General features: G+C 46.1%; 18 protein-coding genes and 2 pseudogenes. 7 read left to right on the top strand and 13 right to left on the bottom strand.

Annotated elements, in window-relative coordinates; translation table 11 throughout:
- Window positions 1-1624: hypothetical protein (locus DFR44_RS11695; RefSeq protein ID WP_170175397.1), on the top strand; the 1624-nt coding region annotated here is incomplete at its 5' end.
- Window positions 1625-1638: 14 nt separating this feature from the next.
- Here the strand turns inward: DFR44_RS11695 and DFR44_RS11820 are convergent.
- From DFR44_RS11820 to rluD, 3 genes and pseudogenes are all read right to left on the bottom strand, one after another.
- Window positions 1639-3060, bottom strand: a pseudogene (locus DFR44_RS11820) (ESPR-type extended signal peptide-containing protein); the annotation flags it as partial.
- A 600-nt stretch (window positions 3061-3660) separates the two neighbouring features.
- Window positions 3661-4455 carry a peptidoglycan editing factor PgeF gene (pgeF, locus tag DFR44_RS09870; RefSeq protein WP_246012102.1) on the bottom strand — a complete coding sequence of 265 codons (795 nt, stop codon included), beginning with the start codon at window positions 4453-4455 and terminating at the stop codon, window positions 3661-3663.
- Complete coding sequence (gene rluD / locus DFR44_RS09865) at window positions 4448-5524, bottom strand: 23S rRNA pseudouridine(1911/1915/1917) synthase RluD (RefSeq protein ID WP_162845240.1); 1077 nt, start codon at window positions 5522-5524, stop codon at window positions 4448-4450. The genes pgeF and rluD overlap by 8 nt, the downstream gene beginning before the upstream one ends.
- Here rluD and DFR44_RS09860 point away from each other — a divergent pair.
- Window positions 5523-6389 (top strand): outer membrane protein assembly factor BamD, encoded by an 867-nt coding sequence (locus DFR44_RS09860; RefSeq protein WP_133621403.1) that lies wholly within the window; start codon window positions 5523-5525, stop codon window positions 6387-6389. The two genes, rluD and DFR44_RS09860, sit on opposite strands and share 2 nt — an antisense overlap.
- A gap of 96 nt (window positions 6390-6485) precedes the next feature.
- Here DFR44_RS09860 and DFR44_RS09855 read toward each other — a convergent pair whose 3' ends face one another.
- The 5 genes from DFR44_RS09855 to DFR44_RS09835 all read right to left on the bottom strand — a co-directional run bounded on the left by DFR44_RS09855 (window position 6486) and on the right by DFR44_RS09835 (window position 10898).
- A complete protein-coding gene (locus DFR44_RS09855; RefSeq protein WP_162845239.1) occupies window positions 6486-7427 on the bottom strand; it encodes a glycosyltransferase family 9 protein in 942 nt (313 codons plus the stop codon).
- A gap of 106 nt (window positions 7428-7533) precedes the next feature.
- Window positions 7534-8262: an amino acid ABC transporter ATP-binding protein gene (locus DFR44_RS09850; RefSeq protein ID WP_133621401.1), complete on the bottom strand. Its 729-nt coding sequence runs from the start codon at window positions 8260-8262 to the stop codon at window positions 7534-7536.
- Window positions 8263-8342: 80 nt separating this feature from the next.
- Window positions 8343-9035 (bottom strand): amino acid ABC transporter permease, encoded by a 693-nt coding sequence (locus DFR44_RS09845; RefSeq protein ID WP_133621400.1) that lies wholly within the window; start codon window positions 9033-9035, stop codon window positions 8343-8345.
- The gene (locus tag DFR44_RS09840; protein ID WP_133621399.1) at window positions 9035-9871 is read right to left on the bottom strand and encodes an amino acid ABC transporter permease; all 837 of its coding nucleotides are present in this window, start codon (window positions 9869-9871) and stop codon (window positions 9035-9037) included. The genes DFR44_RS09845 and DFR44_RS09840 overlap by 1 nt, the downstream gene beginning before the upstream one ends.
- Window positions 9872-9968: 97 nt before the next feature.
- Entirely contained in the window at window positions 9969-10898 is a 930-nt protein-coding gene (locus tag DFR44_RS09835; RefSeq protein WP_246012101.1) for an amino acid ABC transporter substrate-binding protein, read from the bottom strand.
- 436 nt (window positions 10899-11334) lie between these two features.
- On the opposite strand from DFR44_RS09835, the gene DFR44_RS09830 reads away from it, so the two are divergent.
- Together DFR44_RS09830 and DFR44_RS09825 are read left to right on the top strand one after the other, a co-directional pair.
- Entirely contained in the window at window positions 11335-12702 is a 1368-nt protein-coding gene (locus DFR44_RS09830) for an aminopeptidase P N-terminal domain-containing protein (RefSeq protein WP_133621398.1), read from the top strand.
- A gap of 273 nt (window positions 12703-12975) precedes the next feature.
- On the top strand, window positions 12976-13599 hold the full coding sequence (locus DFR44_RS09825) for a tyrosine-protein phosphatase (protein ID WP_133621397.1): 624 nt from the start codon (window positions 12976-12978) through the stop codon (window positions 13597-13599).
- Between the two features lie 90 nt (window positions 13600-13689).
- On the opposite strand, the gene DFR44_RS09820 is transcribed toward DFR44_RS09825, so the two are convergent.
- The 4 genes from DFR44_RS09820 to hemA all read right to left on the bottom strand — a co-directional run bounded on the left by DFR44_RS09820 (window position 13690) and on the right by hemA (window position 17798).
- Window positions 13690-14343: a transposase gene (locus DFR44_RS09820; RefSeq protein WP_162845238.1), complete on the bottom strand. Its 654-nt coding sequence runs from the start codon at window positions 14341-14343 to the stop codon at window positions 13690-13692.
- A gap of 108 nt (window positions 14344-14451) precedes the next feature.
- Window positions 14452-15294: a peptide chain release factor N(5)-glutamine methyltransferase gene (gene prmC / locus DFR44_RS09815; RefSeq protein ID WP_425459568.1), complete on the bottom strand. Its 843-nt coding sequence runs from the start codon at window positions 15292-15294 to the stop codon at window positions 14452-14454.
- Between the two features lie 11 nt (window positions 15295-15305).
- On the bottom strand, window positions 15306-16385 hold the full coding sequence (prfA, locus tag DFR44_RS09810; RefSeq protein ID WP_133621395.1) for a peptide chain release factor 1: 1080 nt from the start codon (window positions 16383-16385) through the stop codon (window positions 15306-15308).
- Between the two features lie 108 nt (window positions 16386-16493).
- Window positions 16494-17798 carry a glutamyl-tRNA reductase gene (gene hemA, locus DFR44_RS09805; RefSeq protein WP_133621394.1) on the bottom strand — a complete coding sequence of 435 codons (1305 nt, stop codon included), beginning with the start codon at window positions 17796-17798 and terminating at the stop codon, window positions 16494-16496.
- A gap of 155 nt (window positions 17799-17953) precedes the next feature.
- Here hemA and DFR44_RS09800 point away from each other — a divergent pair, with 155 nt between their 5' ends.
- From DFR44_RS09800 to ubiD, 3 genes are all read left to right on the top strand, one after another.
- Window positions 17954-18250 (top strand): hypothetical protein, encoded by a 297-nt coding sequence (locus DFR44_RS09800; RefSeq protein ID WP_133621393.1) that lies wholly within the window; start codon window positions 17954-17956, stop codon window positions 18248-18250.
- Window positions 18251-18305: 55 nt separating this feature from the next.
- Complete coding sequence (locus tag DFR44_RS09795; RefSeq protein WP_133621392.1) at window positions 18306-20159, top strand: ABC transporter ATP-binding protein/permease; 1854 nt, start codon at window positions 18306-18308, stop codon at window positions 20157-20159.
- A gap of 124 nt (window positions 20160-20283) precedes the next feature.
- On the top strand, window positions 20284-21759 hold the full coding sequence (gene ubiD / locus DFR44_RS09790) for a 4-hydroxy-3-polyprenylbenzoate decarboxylase (RefSeq protein WP_133621391.1): 1476 nt from the start codon (window positions 20284-20286) through the stop codon (window positions 21757-21759).
- Window positions 21760-21829: 70 nt separating this feature from the next.
- On the opposite strand, the pseudogene DFR44_RS09785 reads toward ubiD, so the two are convergent.
- Window positions 21830-22042 (bottom strand): annotated as a pseudogene (locus tag DFR44_RS09785) (transposase); the annotation flags it as partial.
- Window positions 22043-22176 lie beyond the last annotated feature (134 nt).

Below are 22176 nucleotides of genomic sequence, written 5' to 3'. Positions count from 1 at the left end.
GCTATTCGTCGTACTTAAGCCCGATGAAGTCACTGTTGACAATGAAGCGATTGAACTGTCGCTTGTGCTGAAGCCCGTCGAAGTCAATGTCGACAACGAAGCCACCGCGCTGTTGGTGGCGCTCAAGCCTGTCGACGTCACCGTTGACAACGAGGCAATCGAGCTGTCTGCTGTGCTCAACACCGTTGATGATGCTGAAGACACGGCGGTTGACAATGACGCCACCGCACTATTCGTCGTACTTAAGCCCGATGAAGTCACTGTTGACAATGAAGCGATTGAACTGTCGCTTGTGCTGAAACCAGTCGAGGTCAATGTCGACAATGAAGCCACTGCGCTGTTGGTGGTGCTCAAGCCTGTCGACGTCACCGTTGACAACGAGGCAATCGAGCTATCTGCTGTGCTCAACACCGTTGATGATGCTGAAGACACGGCGGTTGACAATGACGCCACCGCACTATTCGTCGTACTTAAGCCCGATGAAGTCACTGTTGACAATGAAGCGATTGAACTGTCGCTTGTGCTAAAACCAGTTGAGGTCAATGTCGACAACGAAGCCACCGCGCTGTTGGTGGTGCTCAAGCCTGTCGACGTCACCGTTGACAACGAGGCAATCGAGCTGTCCGCCGTGCTCAACACCGTTGATGATGCTGAAGACACGGCTGTTGACAATGAGGCTACCGCACTATTCGTCGTACTTAAGCCCGATGATGTAACGGTCGACAACGAAGCCACCGCGCTGTTGGTGGTGCTCAAACCTGTCGATGTCACCGTTGACAACGAGGCAATCGAGCTATCCGCTGTGCTCAATGCCGTTGATGTCGCCGAAGACACAACAGTCGACAATGAGGCTACCGCGCTATTCGTGGTGCTTAAGCCCGATGAAGTCACCGTTGACAACGAGGCAATCGAGCTGTCCGCCGTGCTCAACACCGTTGATGATGCTGAAGACACTGCGGTTGACAATGAGGCGACCGCGCTATTCGTCGTGCTTAAACCCGATGATGTAACGGTCGACAATGAAGCGATTGAACTGTCGCTTGTGCTGAAACCAGTCGAAGTCAATGTCGACAATGACGCCACTGCGCTGTTGGTGGTGCTCAAGCCTGTCGAAGTGACAGTCGACAACGAGGCAATCGAGCTATCTGCTGTGCTCAACACCGTTGATGACGCTGAAGACACGGCTGTTGACAATGAGGCTACCGCGCTATTCGTCGTACTTAAGCCCGATGAAGTCACTGTTGACAATGAAGCGATTGAACTGTCGCTTGTGCTGAAACCCGTCGAGGTCAATGTCGACAACGAAGCCACCGCGCTGTTGGTGGTGCTCAAACCTGTCGAAGTGACAGTCGACAACGAGGCAATCGAACTGTCCGCTGTGCTCAAGACCGTTGATGATGCTGAAGACACTGCGGTTGACAATGAGGCTACCGCGCTATTCGTGGTGCTTAAACCCGATGATGTAACGGTCGACAATGAAGCCACTGCGCTATTGGTTGTGCTCATGCCTGTCGAAGTTACGGTCGATAGAGAGGCGATAGTACTTTTGGTAACAGTTGAAAGAGAAGCAATCGCACTATTGCTTGTTGAAGTCAAGGTTGACAGTGAGGCCACTGTACTTTGAGTGACCTGCATAACTGAATATAGTTGTGAACCATTGATCGCATCGGTCGACGTTGCACTGACCTCACCGGGTGCCACATTGACAATTTGTCGCTCTTTATTTACAGCCCCTACAGACACCACCCCAACAGCATTACCTGCAAAAGAACCGTAAATCACATTGTTGACCGTACCTGATATGACTTGAGCAAAGGCTTTGTCTGCAGAAGCATTACCCAAAACCACACTATTAGTATTGTTAATAGTAATGCTATTACCTAGAGCATACGAGTTTTGCCCTGTAATCGTATTGTTATTACCAAATGCACCAGAACTTGCCCCTGATATAGTATTGGTATTACCAAGCGCACTCGAATTGGCTCCCGAAACAACATTATTATCACCTATTGCAATTGAGTTTGAACCCGATGCAGTAGAAGAAAAGCCCACGGCAGTCGCTTGAAGACCTGTGGCCAAGGCTCCGTTAGAAGCTGCAAATGAACTAAAGCCTGATGCAATAGCCTGCGCCCCAATTGCAGTTGCAGAATTATTAGAAGCTACAGCTCCAGGACCAAAAGCAGAGGCAAACACCTCTGAAGCCGTCGCTGAAACACCGACTGCTGTTGCATTGACGCTTAAAGCTTTTGTTGCCACACCCAGTGCTATTGAGTTGCTACTTAAAGCAGTTGAATTACTACCCAAGGCCACCGTCCGAGTACCGCTAGAAGTTGATTGCGCACCAATCGCAATGGTCTCCGTCCCTAATGCCGTTGCACTTTGCCCTGCGGCAATGGCTGAACGTGTGCCTGAACTTCCATAAAAATTGGAACCCGCCACTGCTGCCGTACCTAAAGCAATATCCGCAACACCGTTCGTTGTTGAAGAACTACCTAAAGCCAAACCATTATCACCATTCGAGCTGGTTTGCTGACCAAGGGCCACAGAACCATTGCCTCGGACAATTGAATTGGTTCCTATAGCAATTGAATTGCCACCCAAGGCCGTATTACTTGCCCCTAAAACAATTGAGAAATCTCCCCCTGCCGTTGAGTTTTGACCAATCGCTATAGAATTTTCACCTGAGGCGGTGTTACTTGACCCTAAAGCAATAGAATTAGCACCCAAAGCAGTCGTCGCTTCACCAACAGCAACCGAACCAACCCCTGATGCAACAGAAGTGCCATTATCTCCCGCCACCTCAGCGCCTATGACAATTTGCGCTTGCGCTTGCGAATGAAAGCCCGCTACCGCGGCTAAAACACCCGCTGCAACAACGATTGCAGAGACTTTACTTTTTTTGCCTGACGCTTTGGCAATTTCTGCAACCGCCACCCATGTTTGAGTTTGTTCATTAAAAACAACCCTATAATTTTTATTCACAACAACCTCCCAATATATATTCAATAAAAACAAAATTAATTTTCTAAACCTGTGCGAAAAATAAAAAAGGCTATGCATCACTCATAAAGACGCACTTAAAAATAATTTTTATTTCGAGCAAAAGAACCTCCCGCGTGAAGGCCATCCCAATAGCTAAGGTTAAAATTATATTTATAAAAATCAAAAAAGATAAACAAACATTAGGCAATTATCTTTAATAATTTACAAATTGTCAAACCAATATCAACTATTGCACACAAAGAATATTTATTAATATGAATAACTTACCCTAATTCAGAATAATAGAAACAATGAACAGGCAAGAGCACAAAAAAAGATTAAAGTCGCTATTTAACTGGATATTAGGCAATCATCGTCCTTAAGTTTTATTAATAATTAGGACAATATGAACAATGGATATGCGCATCTAGAACGGGCTAGAGTTAATTTATTTGTTTAAATATTAATCTCTTGTGAATGTGTTTAATCGAGCACGATGATCAAGGTGAGGGTTTAAAAAATAATCGTTTTAGAAGAGTGGGTGCGACTGTTTTTTGACCTTTAAGGCAAAAAAATAAGCCTTTGAGAAACTCAAAGGCTTACGATAAAAAAACAACAAAGAAGTACATAATCTAAAACATAGGAGCACTCATAACAACAACTATTATTTGATAAGAATCAATTCTCCATCCAAATTATAGTTGCCATACGCCCTGTCACCCCGTCACGACGGTAAGAGTAAAAAAGCTCTTTTTCACTGACCGTGCAATGTTTCCCTCCTGTAATTTCTGTAATACCCATCGCTTGCAGGCGGTCAAATGCTAATCCATAAATATTGGCAAGGTATTTATCTAAATGACAAGGGTGTGTTTTGAAATGCGCGCCAACATCAGCCACCCCAGCTGGCGTTCGTTTAGTAAACTCATCCAGCACATCCCGACCCACTTCAAATGCGGTTGAGCCGATGGCCGCACCCAGCCATGCTTGAATGTCATGCGCGCCCTGCTCGCGCATGACTTGGATGGTTTTTTCCAACACGCCATCTGCCAAACCACGCCAGCCGGCATGTGCTGCGCCGACAACTTTTCCATCCGCACTGGCAAATAAAACAGGCAGGCAATCCGCAGTCATGACGACGCCCACTTGACCTTGCGCGGTCAGGACAACGGCGTCGGCCTCTGGTGGTGGTTCCTCGTGTTTATACTCATCGAGCGTTTGCAGGTGAACGTACGTGCTGTGGGTTTGATTCAACCAAAGCGGTTCGCTGGGCAAGTTGAGCTGGGTTTTGAGCAAGGCTCGGTTTTGCAGAATATGACTTAATTCATCGCCCACATGCGTAGCAAGGTTGAGTCCATTTTGGCCGTCGGCTTGCCCATACACGCCCTGACTGTAACCTGCTACTCGAGTGGTCATATAAGCGTGTACATGATTGGGCACGCGCCAGTTGGGTAGAATCACTTGAATGTCACGCATCTTCTAGGGCATCCATGATGAATTCGGGTTCGGGAATGTTAAACTCAGCAACGCCCATGACACGAAGGAGGTCAACCATGTCGTGTGGCAATTGCGCTTGCCAACTCATGTAGTTGCCTGTTCGGGGATGTATCAAGCCGAGCTGGTAGGCATGCAACGCTTGTCGTTTAAAATCTGGCAAGGCGGCAACCAAGGACGTGCGTACTCCTTTTTTATCACCATATAGCGGATCACCGACAAGAGGATAGCCACGATGTTGCATGTGTACTCGAATTTGGTGAGTACGCCCCGACTCCAGTTGACACACCACAATCGAATAAGGTTTATCTTGATACGACCAAAATCCAAGGCTTTGATAAAACGTTCGTGCAGGCTTGCCGCTTTTGCCGACCAGTACCGCCATTTTTAATCTATCTTGTGGATTACGACCGACATTGGCATCAATCACGCCGTCGGCATCAATTTCGCCTTGCACAATAGCGACGTAGCGACGCTTGACGGTACGCGCTTGCAATTGACGCACAAGGTCAGTTTGCGCCACGACCGTTTTAGCAACGACCATCAAGCCCGATGTGTCTTTATCCAAACGATGCACAATGCCCGCTCGCGGTACTTGGCTGATGTCAGGATAAGCGTGCAGCAAACCGTTGAGCAATGTACCATCCCAATTGCCACTGGCGGGATGAACAACCAAACCTGCAGGTTTGTTGATAACCAGAATGTCGTGGTCTTCGTATACCACATCCAAATCCATTGGTTGTGGCGTATACGCCTTCATTTCATCAGACGGCTGAGGCGTAATAGTTAAGGTTTCATAGGCGTATACCAGACGCTTCGGGCTGGTTTCAACCTCGCCATTGCACACCACTGCGCCATCTTTCAACCATTTTTGTAAACGTGAACGTGAATAGTCGGGCAATACAATCGCCAACACCGCATCCAAGCGTTTACCACTGATACCTTCTGGAATTTCTATCGTAATTGGCTCAAGATTTTCAGCATTTACCGCCAATTCATCATCCCATGCGTTATAATCATTATCATTTTCATCCCAAGAGGTTAACGTCATGGCTCTAAATATCCTTAAAAAAACCGCACACATAAGCACAATCGTGCTGGTGTCGGTGACCCTACTATCCGCTTGTAGTGGGCTTGGTTCGAAAAAAGAAGTCAATGAGTTTGCGGGCTGGAGTGTTGATAAAATTTACACCAATGCACGCGACGAAATGACTAATAAAGATTATAAACGCGCCAGCCAGTTATTAGAAGCAACTATCGCACAATATCCTTTCAGCGCTCAATCGATTCAAGCCCAACTTGAGCTGCCTTATGTTTTTTGGAAAGATGACGAACGAACAAAAGCACTCGCGGCAGCAGACCGCTTCATTGCTTTAAACGGTTCGCATCCTAAAGTGGATTATGTGTATTACCTTAAAGGACTGATAAACTTCAACCAAAATGTCAGCTATTTGGCCACTTTAACGGGAGAGCAACTCAATGACCGCGACCCAAAAGCGGCAAAAGACTCTTTTGAAGCCTTCAAAACCCTCGTTGAAAAATTCCCGAATAGCCGCTACGCCAAAGACTCACGCGAGCGCATGCGTTACCTCGTCAATACCATGGCCAAACATGAAACTGGCGTTGCCCAGTATTACCTTGAGCGCAAAGCCTATGTTGCAGCGATTAACCGTGCTCAAGAAGTGTTGCGCAATTACGATGGTACACCTGCAACGGAAGACGCGCTCATCATTATGGTCAAAGCGTATGAAGGTCTGAATCTGCAAGATTTACGCAACGACACCTTTAGCGTATTAAAGAAAAACTATCCGAACACCACCATGAGCCTCAAGCCTACGAGTAAATCATGGTTAGAGATGCTCGGCATGCGCAGTGATCGGAAAAAAGCACTGGTGGAAGTGCCTGCGCCACAGTAACTCAGTAACTAAAAGAAATAAACATTCATTTAGTAACAATTAAAAAGCGAGTGATAATTCACTCGCTTTTTTAACGTCTATAAGCTAAACATCATTTCACTGCTGAATTCTATCCAATGTGTGTTTCAAAACGGTTTCGACATCAGGCCAACCATCGACCTTGACTACCGACACATTTGAGCCTATAGCACCATACGTTTCAACATTCGTCACATCATACACGCTAATCAATGGCACACCAACTGCCGCCGCCAGATGACCTGGGCCAGTATCATTCGCGACCACGATTTTTGAGTGTTTCAACACGGCGGCATATTGAGCCAAGCTCATTCCCTTTAATGCAAAAATATTCGCATATTCAGCTAACCAATCAGCCTCTTCCGAGGCAGCAGGGCAACAAACTACGGTATAACCCAATGCCTGCATCCGATGAGCCCATTCTGAAAAATAAGGCCATTTTTTACTTTTTCCAGCCAATTGCCCGACAGCAAAAGGACAAACCGTAATGTAAGATTGAGATTGCAACGAATGTGATTTCAACAACTCAAGCGTCTGTGCTTCAACCTCAGGCTTAATCTTGAAATGTATTTGCTGTGGTGGAGCCAAGCGTTGTTTAAGCAAAACATTGCTGAGTTCCCAATTTCTTTTATAAATACTGGCATCAGGCGGCGGCATGGGTATGGATTTTTTCAATAAAACACCACGCCCTTCGTGAGCATGCCCCAAAATCCTCAAGCCAGCCAATTTCATCTCTAAAACAGAACCCAATGACGTTGGAAAAACAACCGCATTGGTGATTTCAGAAAGTTGCTGTTTACCTACTTTACGCTGAATATCCAAATAAAGCTGCCGACGTTTCCATAAGCCACGGGGTAATTTATAAACTGACCAATTGGGATAGCCACAGAGTAAATCAGCTAACCAGCCTTTACCCACGATGTGTAGATGATAACGTTCACTCAAACGCTCCCAAGCAGGCAAACAACACACAACATCGCCAATCCAATTAGGCGCACGCACCACCAAACTTTGCTTCATTACATTTCCTATGATGACCTCAATGATTAAATGCATTTTAACATCACATTCATGCCATACAGCAATTCTGTTTTACTATGCAACCTCAATGGCTTTCGTGGCGACTTTACAGTATGCTCGATAGAAATTGTTGAGCACGTTCCGAACGATGCTCAGAATGCTCAAAGAACTCATCCTTGGCACAATCTTCAATAATTTTACCTTGATCCATAAAAATGACTCTGTGCGCGACGCTACGGGCAAACCCCATCTCATGAGTCACACACATCATGGTCATACCCTCTTTAGCCAGCAACACCATAACATCCAACACCTCACCGACCATCTCGGGATCCAATGCAGATGTTGGCTCGTCAAATAACATTGCAATTGGATCCATGGCTAAAGCACGGGCAATCGCCACACGTTGCTGCTGACCACCTGACAATTGTCCTGGGAATTTGTGTGCATGCGCTGTTAAACCAACACGCTCTAGCAATTGCATGGCTTTTTTGTATGCTTCATTTTTAGTACGGCCCAACACTTTGATCTGAGCCAGAGTTAAATTGCGTTCTATCGACAAATGTGGAAACAATTCAAAATGTTGAAATACCATCCCCACGCGCGAACGCAATTTATTCAAATTGGTTTTGGGATCGCTTAACGACACACCGTCAACCACAATGTCTCCCTTTTGAAAAGGCTCTAACGCATTGACTGTTTTAATTAAGGTTGATTTACCAGAACCCGACGGGCCACACACCACCACAACCTCGCCTTTTTGGATACTAGTCGAACAATCATTTAACACCTGAAACTGATCGTACCATTTTGAAACATTTTTGATTTCAATCATCTTTTACTCCACATCCTGTTTTTTTACGTCCAGTGCCATTGACTCATGACTATAAAAACGGCGTTGAGAAACGACCCAATTTATCTAATAATGGCAACTTTGTCTTGTAAGCGTTTCACATAAGATGACAAGGTAAAACAAATCAGGAAATACACCACTGCCACCAGTAAATAAAATTCTGTTGGTCGATTGTGAATGCTCGCTAGCGTGCTGCCCGCGCCTAAAAAATCCTTCCACCCCACCGCGTACACCAAAGTAATGTCTTGAAACAAGATGATGGTTTGAGTCAACAGTACTGGAAGCATATTGCGTAAGGCTTGCGGCAAAACGATAAAGGCCATTGATTGACCGTAAGACATGCCCAAAGCGTAACTTGCAGATACTTGGTCTTGCGAAACGCTTTGAATGCCTGCACGCATGATTTCACTATAATAAGCCGCTTCAAAAACGGCATAGGTCATAACCCCCGCATATAAAGCCCCTAAAGGCGTGACATAATCTGCTCCAGTCACGCTTGCCCACAATTTTGGCAACAAAAAATAAAAAATCAAAAGCACCTGTACTAAAGGCAAACCACGGAATAAATCCACATACAATTTGGCAAACACTGATAACCATATGTTTGACGACAAGCGCATCATCGCCAAGACCGTACCGAGCAACATGCCGCCGATTAAAGCCAACACAGTCACCTGCACCGTAAATAACAACCCTTGAGCCAATAAATTTAAAGCATCCGCTGTCAATAAAACCCTAAAATCGAAGTCCATCATCAATGACCTCCCGTAGCGAGTGTGCCTGGAATACGCAGCCGCCTCTCAAAAATCGCCATCACCACTTTAATGGTGTAGGTAAACCATAAATACACTAAAGTCGTGACTATCAAAATCACGGTGTCCTGAGACGTCAATTCAATCATGCTTTTGGTTTGGGCATAAAAATTCAAAACGCTCACAGCAAAAGCCACTGAGGCGTTTTTAAACATATTCATCATTTCTGAGGTTAAGGTGGGCCAAACAGTCCGATACGCCACGGGCAAAATCGTATTTGCATACGCCTGTAAGCTGGACAATCCCAATGCAAAACTTGCATGCCATTGCCCCACAGGAATGGCTTGAATGCCCGCGCGAATATTTTCAGCAATTCGCGCGGCATGATACAAACCCAAGCCCAAAATCCCGATGAGCCAAGGATGGGTCGCAGCAATTTTTTTGTACCATAAACCATTGACGACCGCATTTGAGTCTTGAGAAAACGTGCCGGGCAAACATTCTGGAAAAATAAGCAACCAAAAAAAATATTGGATAATTAATGGCACATTCCGAAAGACCTCAATATAGAAGCCGCTGACCCTTAGCAGCCATTTATTAGAACTTGTGCGCATCACGCCCAGTAACGAACCGAGCGCAAAAGCCAAAATGACGGCTCCAAAAAACACAACAAAATGCCATTTCAGCCCATCCAACAACATCTGAAACCATGTGACCGTTTCTGATGTCATGTCGTAAGAATGCGCACCACTCATATTGCACAAGGATTCAACCCATGCAAACTTATCCTCATATTCGGTGCCTGAAGAACAAAACACCCCCCAATCATTATGTGCCATAAGCTCGCTTCCTTTAGTTGCATTTAAAATCGGGGCACCGCTTTAATCATTCGCCCAAGTTATTTACTCTTGACTCGAAAGCACATTGACGCACAGGTTAAACACCCTCGCTGGACGGATTCGCCAAGGTGTTCTTTAATGACTCGCTCATTGGTAAATTCAAATTGACATTTTTGGGCGGAATGGGTGACTGAAACCACTGTTTGTAAGATTTTTTCATCGCACCCGATTGAATCATAGCCAGTACAGCATCATCTGCTATTTTCTTCAACACTACATCTCCTTTGGGTAACATCACTGCATAAGGCTCTGTTGACAACACCGAACCAACAATTTCAAAATCCTTTGGCGATTTAGAGTTGGCAATCAAACCCGCTAAAATATTGTCGTCCATGATAAAGGCCACCGCTGCACCTGATTCGACTTGTGCAAATGAATCTGCGTGATCTTTACCAAATACATTGGTCACATTGATTTTGGCAGCCTGCTCGCCCTGTTTGATGTATTTGTCAGATGTTGTTCCTGTTGTGGTCACAACAACTTTACCGTCTAAGTCTTTTAACTCTTTGATGCCTGAACCTTTTTTTACGGCCATGCGCACCTCAGTGACATAGTGGTTGATGGCAAAATTAACTTGCTCCTGACGTTTTTTACTATTTGTTGTCGTGCCACACTCCATGTCAATATTACCCGCCTGCATTTCTGGAATGCGTGTTGAAGAAGTCACCGCCTTGTACTCCACATTCAGATTAGGTAATTTCAACTGTTTCTTCAACTCGTTAACGACGTTTGCACACACATCCATAGAATAACCAACAGGTTTACCATTAACCAAGTATGAATGTGGAATTGACGACTCACGATAACCAATCACAACCTTGCCTGTTTCTTTGATTTTTTTAATGGCATCCATTGGTGCTGCCACTTGCTCAACTGGCTTACCCTCCTCTTTTTTGTCACCGCGACCGCAGGCCATCAAAGTCAAAGCCCCCATGCCCATTAATATCATATTAAAAAATCGTTTCATCTTCATGACCTCCATTTGTTAATTTTTAACAATTTGAACCCTTGTGTAAAATATAAAATAAAATATTTGGAGCCATATATAAATATGGTTGAATACAGGTTAGAACAGATATACAAATAATGCAAGGAAACGAGCGGCATTTTTATGCTGCACAGCAACACAAATCAAGGACAATCAAGGACAAAGCAGGATGGAGGACATTCAAGAATTTGAACTTTAATTTTTGTCAAATTTTAAAATCCTGTTAAACTCGAACTCTTGTATTTTTGTGTGAACAACTCTAAATCTTTAGCGCGAAAAAAGTAGTTTTGGTCTTTGTCTACATTCAAATCTGATTTTTTAGAACACTTTTTAAGCCGTTCTTCATTTGGATACAAAGGCATCATTTCATTTTTCGTATTCTTTCAACTCGCTTGTTAGTTTTTATTGGACAGTCATGACAACGCCTTTACATCTCGCTCCATTCTCCCCTGAACCACATGCTCATCGTCGCAACCAACTTATGGCAAAGATGATTGGCTTGGGCGGCGGCATCGCCATTGTGCCAACGGCCTCTGAAGCCGTTCGTAACCGTGATGCGTACTATGATTTTCGACCCGATAGCTATTTTTATTACTTAACGGGTTTAGTCGAACCCGAAGCCGTTTTGGTTTTAATTGCAACACCAGAATCACAAAAGAGCATTTTATTTTGCCGTGAAAAAAATCTTGAGCGTGAAATTTGGGACGGTCATCGCTATGGGCCAGAATTAGCCCAAAAAGTTTTCGGAGTAGATCAAGCCTTGCCTTTCAGCGAGCTTAAGCAGCAACTCTCTCAACTGCTCGCCAACCAACGTTTATTATTCGCACCCATGTTGGAAAACCCAACATGGGATGCCACCTTACGCGAAGTTCTAGCCAGTGCGCGAGCGGCTGTTCGAACAGGCGTGAGCGCGCCCCACGCTCTGCATGATGTTTATGCCTTACTTGACGAGCAGCGTTTGGTTAAAGACGCACATGAGCTTAATTGGCTCCGCGCCGCAGGCCGAATTTCAGCAAAAGGTCATCTGCGCGCCATGCAGGCCTGTCGCGCAGGCATGCATGAAACTGATTTAGAGGCTGAGATTCTCTATAGTTTCGCTCGTGATGGTGCGCAACATGCGGCATACAGCTCAATTGTGGCGGGTGGTGCAAATGCATGCATACTGCATTATCGTGCAGGTTCGGCGTTATTAAATGATGGGGATTTATGTTTAATTGACGCAGGTGCAGAATACGGCTTGTATGCAGGCGATATCACACGCACATTCCCCATCAATGGCAAATTCACGGCCGCACAACGCGCGGTGTACGAAGTGGTGTTATCTGCGCAAGAAGCGGCAATTGCTTCTGTGCGAGCAGGCGCGTCATTCAGTGCACCTCATGACACGGCAACTCGGGTGCTGACCCAAGGCATGTTGGATTTAGGCTTACTTGATAAACAAGTCGTTGGTTCAGTCGATGATGCGATTGAATCAGGTGCTTATCGTCAATTTTACATGCACCGCACAGGACATTGGATTGGCTTAGACGTGCATGATTGCGGCACATACAGTTCAGGTTTAGATGCCGCTCAAAAACCCGTTTGGCGACAATTGACTGAAGGCATGGTTTTAACAATTGAACCTGGTCTGTACGTTCGTCCTAGCGATAAAGTGCCTGAGCAGTTTTGGAACATCGGTGTGCGTATTGAGGACGATGCCATTGTGACCGCTCAGGGTTGTGAGCTCACCACTCGCGATGTGCCGGTCGCCATTAACGACATTGAACACCTGATGAAACATTGATTCAATCATAAATACATTGCAATATGTCTGTAAAAATAGAGCGGCCACATCAGTTGACCGCTCTATTTTTAACTCTAAATAAAAAAATCTTGCAATGTAAACCCCATACTCATCAACCGTTAACTAACAACTCACAATATAAAAAAACAAATAGCTCAGCGAGCTGTTTATAACGTAACATACAAAAGGCTGAATTGACAAAACAGCAAGCTCACGTAGAATGACAATCATTCTGTTGCTTCTTTTGCTGATTCTTAGAAAGCCGACCACACAATGTATAAAAAACTAGCTTCTTTTATTTTAGCTTTTGCTCTGACCGCCTGCGTGCAAACAGGTCTCCCACCTGAACAACGTCCACAGACTTGGGCTCAGCCCGTCAACGCATTAGGCATTCCAAACTTACACGAAATCACACCACATTTATTTCGTTCTGCACAACCTGATTTTGAAGGGTTGGTTGTTTTAAACAACATGAAAAAACTCTCAAGTCAACCCGAGGCCATTCGAACTGTTTTATCTTTGCGAAGCATGCACTCAGATGAAGACATATACCCATCTCGTAATGTGCATTACGTCAGTGTTCCAATGGACACTTGGGCCATTAAAGAACAAGACGTGATACAGGCATTGCGCATCATCAACACGCCTCAGATGCAGCCTGTTTTATTACATTGCCAGCACGGCGCAGATCGAACGGGGTTGATTTCTGCTTTATACCGCGTTTTGTACCAAGGCTGGACGAAAGAAGAGGCGATTCGAGAAATGACCCTTGGCAGTTTTGGTTTTCATGGCATGTGGCAAAACCTGATTGATTACATCAACAATGTCAACGTCAGCGAACTGAGACATAAAGTCGATGGCATGGGAGAATACCCCGAACCTGCATTTAAGTATTAATCTTAATAATTAATTTTCAGTTCCATGTCAACTCAGTGCACCCATGAAAAATCCCGCAAACGCGGGATTTTCAAATCATTTTTAATGGGATTAATCCTGCACTGGGCTCTTCCGTGGTCGTCCGCGTGCCGCTGGCGTCACCCGACGTCCGCCTACACGCGCGGCTTGATTGAGAAAATGCTCGTCTCCCAAAGCCCAGCCTGTTTGAACGGCTTTTTGTAAGCTATCAACAATACGGTCGGGCAAACCTTCATTGAGCAATTGCTTAAACGCATATTGACGGTCAAACGGCGTGTTACCCAACGTCCAATACTGCGCATGGTCTTGAATAAAACCTTGCAATTGCACGCCGATATGATGGATTCGTGATGTGTGTTCACTCATGCTATCTAACCAACGATAAGCATGCATCACATGCGGCGTGTCTTGAATATACGCAGTGCGATAACGCCCTTCCCACAACGTTCCGCTGCGTCCATATAAAGCATTGACATAGCGCACGTAGCGTCGCCCTAAATCTTGCATAAAACGACCAAGCGAACGCTCACCTTCGGCCGTCAACAACAAATACACGGCATTTTCTATTAAAGCAAATGCATGGATTTGAATCGGGTGTACAGGCGCGATGGTGCGCACAATGGCTTGCCATTGCACATAGTTTTTATCATCAAAAAACACAGGGGCATCATTGATGCCTCGCACCATAACCAGCTGTGCGGTGTTGGGTAAATACAATCTCGCCATGCGAGCCATAATATGTCTCGGTATTAAAATATGTTGAAAGATTTAAGAACAATGACTTTGACTATTTTTACCACTTTAACCAATCTAGCCAATCTAGCCACTTTTACTTTATTTATTCCGTATCGTTCCGCCACTCACGCGCTCATGCCCCGCCAAGTCACGGATTGTGTTGACATCAATAAAACCCGCATCCATCAACGCCTCACGTACCGCTTGAGCTTGGTCGTAACCGTGCTCAAACCATAATTGCCCGCCCGCCTTTAGATAATCAGGAGCCGTTTGCACCAAAGACTTGTAATGCCTCAAACCGTCCGCCTCATCGGTCAAAGCCATTCGCGGTTCAAATCGCACATCACCTTGCTGCAAATGTACATCGAGTGCAGCGACATAAGGTGGATTGCTAACAATGATATCAAAGGTCGGATGAGTTTCATGAGCAGCCCATGCACTAAACCAATCGCTGTGCATAAAAGTGACCTGTGCGCCCAATTGTTCAGCATTTTCAGCCGCCACGGACAAGGCTGCATTTGAGATATCCAATGCACTTACGCGCCAATGTGGACGCTCGCACGCTAAAGTGACGGCAATCGCGCCCGAGCCTGTTCCCATGTCCAGTACATTTAATGCGTGTTCTGCGCCCCAGCCACAATGTTGCAATACATGCTCAATCAAAGTTTCTGTATCGGGCCTCGGAATCAAAACATCTGGCGTTACTTTAAACGGCCGCCCATAAAACTCGCGTTGTCCAATGATATAAGCCATCGGCTCACCTTGAACGCGACGCGCAACCAGTGCAGTAAATTGCTGCGCTTGTGATGCGGGTAACACATCATGCCCGCGACTAATCAAGGACGCACGCGAGTAGCCCGTCACATATTGCATGAGCATGCGCGCTTCAAGCGGCTCTACATTTGCATGTTGTATCAGGTGTTGAATCGTGAGCATGTCCAGTTGACTCACGTTTATTCGTCCGCCATCGCGGCCAATTGTTCAGCCTGATATTCAGCGGCCAAAGCGTTTAACATTTCGTCTAAATCACCTTCAAGCATCGCATCCATTTTGTACCACGTTAAATTGACTCGGTGGTCTGTGATGCGCCCTTGCGGGTAGTTATAGGTACGAATGCGCTCGGAACGGTCACCTGAGCCAACCAATGATTTACGGGTCGCGGCTTGCTCCGCATTTTGCTCTCGTATTTGGGCATCGCGAATGCGCGTGACCAAAATTTTCATCGCAGTGGCTTTATTGCTGTGTTGGGAGCGTCCTTCTTGACATTCAACCACGGTACCTGTTGGAAGATGCACAATGCGCACGGCTGAATCAGTTTTGTTAATGTGCTGCCCGCCCGCCCCTGATGCACGGAAAGTGTCAATGCGTAAGTCCGCAGGGTTGATGTTGACATCGCCCAACTCGTCCGCTTCAGGCATCACCGCAACGGTACACGCAGAGGTGTGAATTCGCCCTTGTGCCTCGGTTTCTGGCACGCGTTGAACGCGGTGTCCGCCCGATTCAAATTTCATACGCGCGTAAGCGTTTACTCCTGCTAAACGCACAATCACTTCGCGATAGCCACCCAAGTCAGATACGGATTCGCTCATGATTTCAACTTGCCAGCCCATGCGTTCGGCGTAACGTGTATACATGCGCAAAATTACGCCTGCAAACAACGCCGCCTCTTCTCCGCCAGTACCCGCACGAATTTCAAGCAAAACGTTGCGATCGTCATTGGCATCTTTGGGCAGCAACATGGTTTGTAAATCAGTCGCCAATGCTTCCAGACGTTCTTTACCCTGTTGAATTTCTTCTTGAGCAAACGCCTTGAAATCTGGGTCGGCGAGCATCTCTTCCGCGCTCTCGATGTCTTTTTCTACCTGTATATACTCTTTAAAAGCAGAGACCACAGGGGCTATTTCCGCTGATTCTTTGGTGATTTTTCGATAGTTATCAATGTTGTTCGTCACATCGGGTTGATGCAACAATGCTTCAATTTCATAATAACGCTGCTCAAGCTGCGTGAGCTTTTCTCGCATAGAGTTTTTCATTATTTCAACCGTATACTGTTTAGAGTGAGTGTGTACCCACCATGAGATTATTTATGAATGATGTCCGCGCACGCTGAGCGTACAAGGCTTGCGTGTCTTACTGAAAAGCTAAGAATCCGTTCCGCGCAACCAGTCGCGCGTGACGACTTGCCAGGCATGGCGCACTTCATCGTCTTCGCTTTGAATGCCAATGGTTGGCTCATGCAAAATTTTGTTCATCATGCGCTGCGACATGTGTGTCAACAACTGTTCCAATTCGCTTGTACTAACGTTCGCCTGTCCGCGCACGGCATTGAGCGCACGGCTCATTTCGGCTTGACGCAACGCATCCATGCGACTGCGTAATTGTTGCACCTGTGGCGTCCAAGCTCGACGCGCCTGCTGAACGTCAAATGCTTTCACATGTATATCCACAATGCGTTGCGCGTCTAAAAGCGCAGCTTCGCGTTGCGCGCCGTTGTGCTGCACAATGCTGGATAAGTCATCTACGGTGTAAACATACGCGTCATCAAGTTTGGCGACGGCGGACTCTATATCACGAGGCACGCCTAAATCGACCATCACCATTGGGCGATGACGGCGATTTTTGAGCGCGTTCTCAACCATGCCCAAACCGATAATAGGTAAAGTCGATGCGGTGCAAGTCACAACCACGTCAAATTCACTCAAATGCTCGGTCAGCGCGGCCAAACGTAAAACATCGGTATTTAAATGCGCATAAGGCGCAAGTAGCGCGTGTGCTTTGTCAGACGAACGATTCGCCACGGCAATGCGATTGGGCAACTGCCCCGCCATATGTGCAATGACGACATCCATCATTTCACCCGCCCCGACCAGCAAGACGTTCAATTGTTTAAAATCATCAAACACACGCTTGGCCAACTTAACAGCGGCAGCGGCCATAGAGACCGAATGCTCGCCAATCGCCGTGTTGGTGCGCACATCTTTAGCGACCGCAAAACTTTTTTCAAACCATTGTTGCAAGATGGTATCGGCTGTACCCGCTTGCTGGGCAATGCGCATGGCTTGTTTCATCTGCCCCAAAATCTGCGGCTCGCCCAACACCATAGAATCCATCCCACTGGCCACTGCAAACGCATGCTGAACCGCCGCATGACCACTGAGCTGATAAATGTGCGGCGCAAGCTCATCATAACTCACGCCATGATACGTAGCGACCCACCGCACCGCAGCTTCAAGCTGCATCGGGTCATCCAATACACCGTAAACCTCCATACGATTGCATGTTGAGAGCACCGACAGCTGTACCGAGCTGGCACTGGCCGTTTTGCCCAATAAGTCCTCTTGCAATGCAGGCAACGCATGCGACAACTCTTGCGGAGCAAACGAAATGCGCTCGCGTAAGGCGAGCGGAGCAGTGGTGTGGTTCAATCCAGCGACAAATAGCGGCATACAGTGGAAAATCAACTTAAAACATCAAATTTATGCAGCGCATCATCCCTCAAACACAAACTTGAGATGAATACTGCCGCGAATCTTGGTATTATACCCGCCAAAGCCCGCGCCGCCAAACGCTGCGACGCAAAAAACTGCAAGGACACTCTCAAATGCTTTTTCAGCAAGAACTCTGGCTCATCATTGTTGGATGGGTAACCGCTTTTATATTTCAACGCAGTACAGGCAACCCAGCCCCTTTTGGGCGCATGGCACTGTGGGCTTGTGTTTTTTCATTGTTCGTTGGCGAACTGGGCATGCTCAGCACTTTATTTTTCCCTTCTGATTTGGTTGGCTTATTGGTGACCGCATTCTTTGCTTTACTGGGCGCACGTTTTGGAGCGAAACGCAGTGCCACCCCCTCAAAGACGGCGCGAACGACACACCCTCGAAGCAATAAAAAGCAGTAAAAAACATTCATATTCGTTATGAACCCAAATTTCTAGTCACTAAAATGCGATTAACATGAACCCACAACCCACATCTCACACACAGGCCAACCGTACAATTGACAACAACTGGGTCAATGATGCCTACCCAAACTTAATTAAAGATGAAGAAGCGTTAGAAAAGAAAAGTTTAGCGAAGATGCTAGATATTATTTTGTTCAGCGCTCGCTACTGGCGTTCAAAAGATGCCTTGTGGTCTTGGGGTTTAACAATTTTAGTTTTAGCGTTAGCCACGGTGAACGTTAAACTTGGCGTTGCTTTGGTCGATTGGTCTGGCAATTTTTGGGAGTCGGTAAAAAATAAGGACATTGAGGGGTTTTCAAGCGGCTTGATTTTATTCACAAAACTGGCTTTTGCGTCAATTTTAGTCGGTATATATCGCATTTTCTTTAGCCAAATGTTACAAATCCGTTGGCGCACTTGGCTCACCAGTGAGTTTACTCAACGCTATTTAGGCAACAACCGTTTTTATCATCTCGAAAAAGACCGCCGCCAAGACAACCCTGACCAACGCATCGCCAATGACTTGGATAACTTTACCAATTTGGCGATTGGCTTGTTTTTTGGCTTTTATCTATCGGCGTTGTCTGTCTATGAGTTTTCGTTGGTGATGTTTAAGCTATCGGGTAACTTAGAATTTAGCTTCGCTGGACATGACTTCAATATTCCAGCGTACATGTTTTGGGCTGTCTTGCTATACACATTAGTTGGCTCGACGGTCATTCATTTCATTGGCCGCCGCTTGGTCAAGCTCAACTTTCTTTCTGAACGCTACAATGCTGATTTTCGTTATCACATCATTCGCGCCCGCGAGTACGCTGAAGGGATTTCGTTCTTGGGCGGCAGCGAACACCATGAGTCACACGCCCGTCGCTTGTTCAACATCATTCGCTCGAACTGGCGTTCACGCATGTGGCGCACAAAACATTTAGGTTTTGCTTCTTCTGTTTATGCACAACTGGGCATTATCTTTCCAGTGCTCGTCGCGGCTCCACGTTATTTTAAAGGTGCTTTGGAGTTCGGCGGTGTGATGCAAGTGATTCGTACGTTTGGTGAGTTACAAACAGCATTGTCATGGTTTATTGACAATTACAGTGCCATCACTGAGCTGCGCGCATCGGCCACTCGTATCTTCAATCTTGAGAAAGCAATGGCGCGCGTGGATGATTTCAGCGCACAGTCTGAACTCACTGTCACGCCAAATAATGTCGGTGGTGTTTCGCTGGCGCATGTTTCACTTGGCCGTCCGCAATTTGATGGTGAAGGACAATTTCATACCGAAACCCAAGTTGAAAACATGGATTGGCAAATTCTCAAAGGCGAACGTTGGTTGGTGACAGGCGCATCGGGTTCGGGCAAAAGTACAATTTTACGAGCAATTGCAAAACTTTGGCCTTACGGTCACGGGCACATTGATGTCCCCAAAAAAGCAAAAGTTCAATTTTTACCACAGCGTCCTTATTTCCCTGTCGCCACATTACGTGAGGCATTGGCTTACCCAAGCGCAGGCGATGCTTATAAAGAAGCCGCTTATGAAACTGTACTCGATATGGCGCAATTATCACATTTGCGTCACCGCTTACATGAGTCCAACAACTGGGGGCAGATTTTGTCTGGTGGCGAACAGCAACGTTTGGCTTTTGCCCGTATTTTTCTGAAACGACCTGACTACTTGTTTTTAGATGAAGCCACCAGCGCGCTCGATTTGGATAATGAAAAAGCGCTATACGATACGCTCATACAGCATTTACCTTACTTAACCTTGATTAGCGTATCACATCACTCGCAGCTAAAGAACTATCACAAGCAACATCTTCACTTAAGTGCAAATGTGCTGGGTGGTTTTAAGGCTCAGATTCAGCCTTTATAGGCTTCTTCTCACTTATCCGATGCGTGGCCATGTGAATGTGATTAAACACTAACAAAAATCGGGGATAAGTCAATTGACCCAAAGACACGCATTTATCTTTGGGCACAACATCTGGAAAACGAATATGCACTACACAGACTTGCGGGACTTCATCAACCAATTGGAAAAAATGGGCGAGCTTAAACACATCGCACAACCCATTTCACCCATCCTAGAAATGACCGAAATCGCTGACCGCACTTTGAAAAAAGAAGGGCCTGCCATTCTGTTTGAAAATGTTCATGATGGTAACAAACAATACAATATGCCAGTCCTTGCCAACCTGTTTGGCACACCCCGCCGCGTGGCTTTGGGAATGGGCACGCAAGACATTTCAGCCTTACGCGACATTGGTAAACTGCTCGCTGCGCTCAAAGAGCCAACCCCACCGACAGGTTTAAAAGAAATTGGTAAGTTGGCCGACATGGCCAAAGCTGTATGGGATATGCGTCCTAAAGTCATCAAAGGCGCACCTATACACGACATCGTTATTGAAGGCGATGATGTTGACTTAACCAACATTCCCATCCAGCATTGCTGGCCAAATGACATTGCCCCCCTCATCACTTGGGGCCTAGTCGTCACCAAAGGGCCACACAAAACGAGACAAAATTTAGGTATTTATCGCCAACAATTATTATCTAAAAACAAACTGATTATGCGCTGGCTTGCGCATCGCGGTGGTGCGCTCGACTTCCGCGACCATTGCATTGCGAACCCAGGTCAACCTTTTCCCATTAGCGTTGTACTCGGCTGCGACCCAGCCACCATACTCGGTGCGGTCACACCTGTGCCAGACACTTTATCTGAATATCAATTTGCAGGCCTATTGCGCCACTCCAGAACAATACTCACACAGTGCATAGGCAACGAGTTAACAGTCCCCGCACACGCCGAAATTGTTTTAGAAGGTGTGATTCACCCAAATGAAACCGCACTTGAAGGGCCATATGGCGACCACACAGGCTACTACAATGAGCAAGAGACGTTTCCCGTGTTCACAGTCGAACGCATCACCATGCGCCGCAATCCCATCTATCACTCAACCTACACAGGCAAACCGCCAGATGAACCCGCTGTGCTTGGCGTCGCCTTAAACGAAGTTTTCGTGCCTATTTTGCAAAAGCAATTCCCAGAAATCATTGATTTTTATCTCCCGCCAGAAGGATGCAGCTACCGCATGGCAGTGGTCTCAATTAAAAAACAATACCCAGGCCATGCCAAACGCGTCATGTTTGGTATTTGGTCATTTTTACGCCAGTTCATGTACACAAAATTCATCATCGTAGTGGACGACGACATTAACGCCCGTGATTGGAAAGAAGTGATGTGGGCAATCACAACCCGTATGGATCCGAGCAGAGACACCACACTGGTCGACAACACACCGATTGACTACCTTGATTTTGCATCACCCGTCTCAGGTTTAGGCTCTAAGATGGGGCTTGATGCAACAAACAAATGGCAGGGAGAAACCCAAAGAGAATGGGGAACGCCTATTGTGATGAAACAAGAAGTGACAACTCGAATTGATAAAATTTGGGCTGATTTAGGCTTATAAGACGACTTATAATTCATTAAAAAAGTTACCCCCCCCTGTACGGTCTTTATATTAGTAAGATATGTCGACTGATCGGATAGGCCGCATCAAGCGGACGAGATTGCCAAGTTTGAACCTCATCAAGTACGGCATCGGTGACTTTGGAAATCAGGCTGTGCGAAACTTCGGCACCGTACAGTTCTTGAAACATGGCGGCAATATCACGGGTGCTCATGCCGCGAGCGTATAAGCTGATGATTTGATCGTCGAGTGCGGTGAAGCGGGTTTGCCCTTTACGCACCAATAACACAAAATCTTTTACAGGCTCGCTAAAAGTTATAGATTTAGCCTGAGAGGTATGCCAATAAGATTTTATATATTTTTCCTATTGAATGAGAATACATGATGAAGTCAATAAAAAACCCCCAACTCAAAGAG

The sequence above is a fragment of the Hydromonas duriensis genome (genome assembly GCF_004363775.1).
GTDB classification, from domain to species: Bacteria; Pseudomonadota; Gammaproteobacteria; order Burkholderiales; family Burkholderiaceae; genus Hydromonas; species Hydromonas duriensis.
Note: the sequence above shows the minus strand (reverse complement) of the source record. Positions and strands in the feature narration are given on the sequence as shown.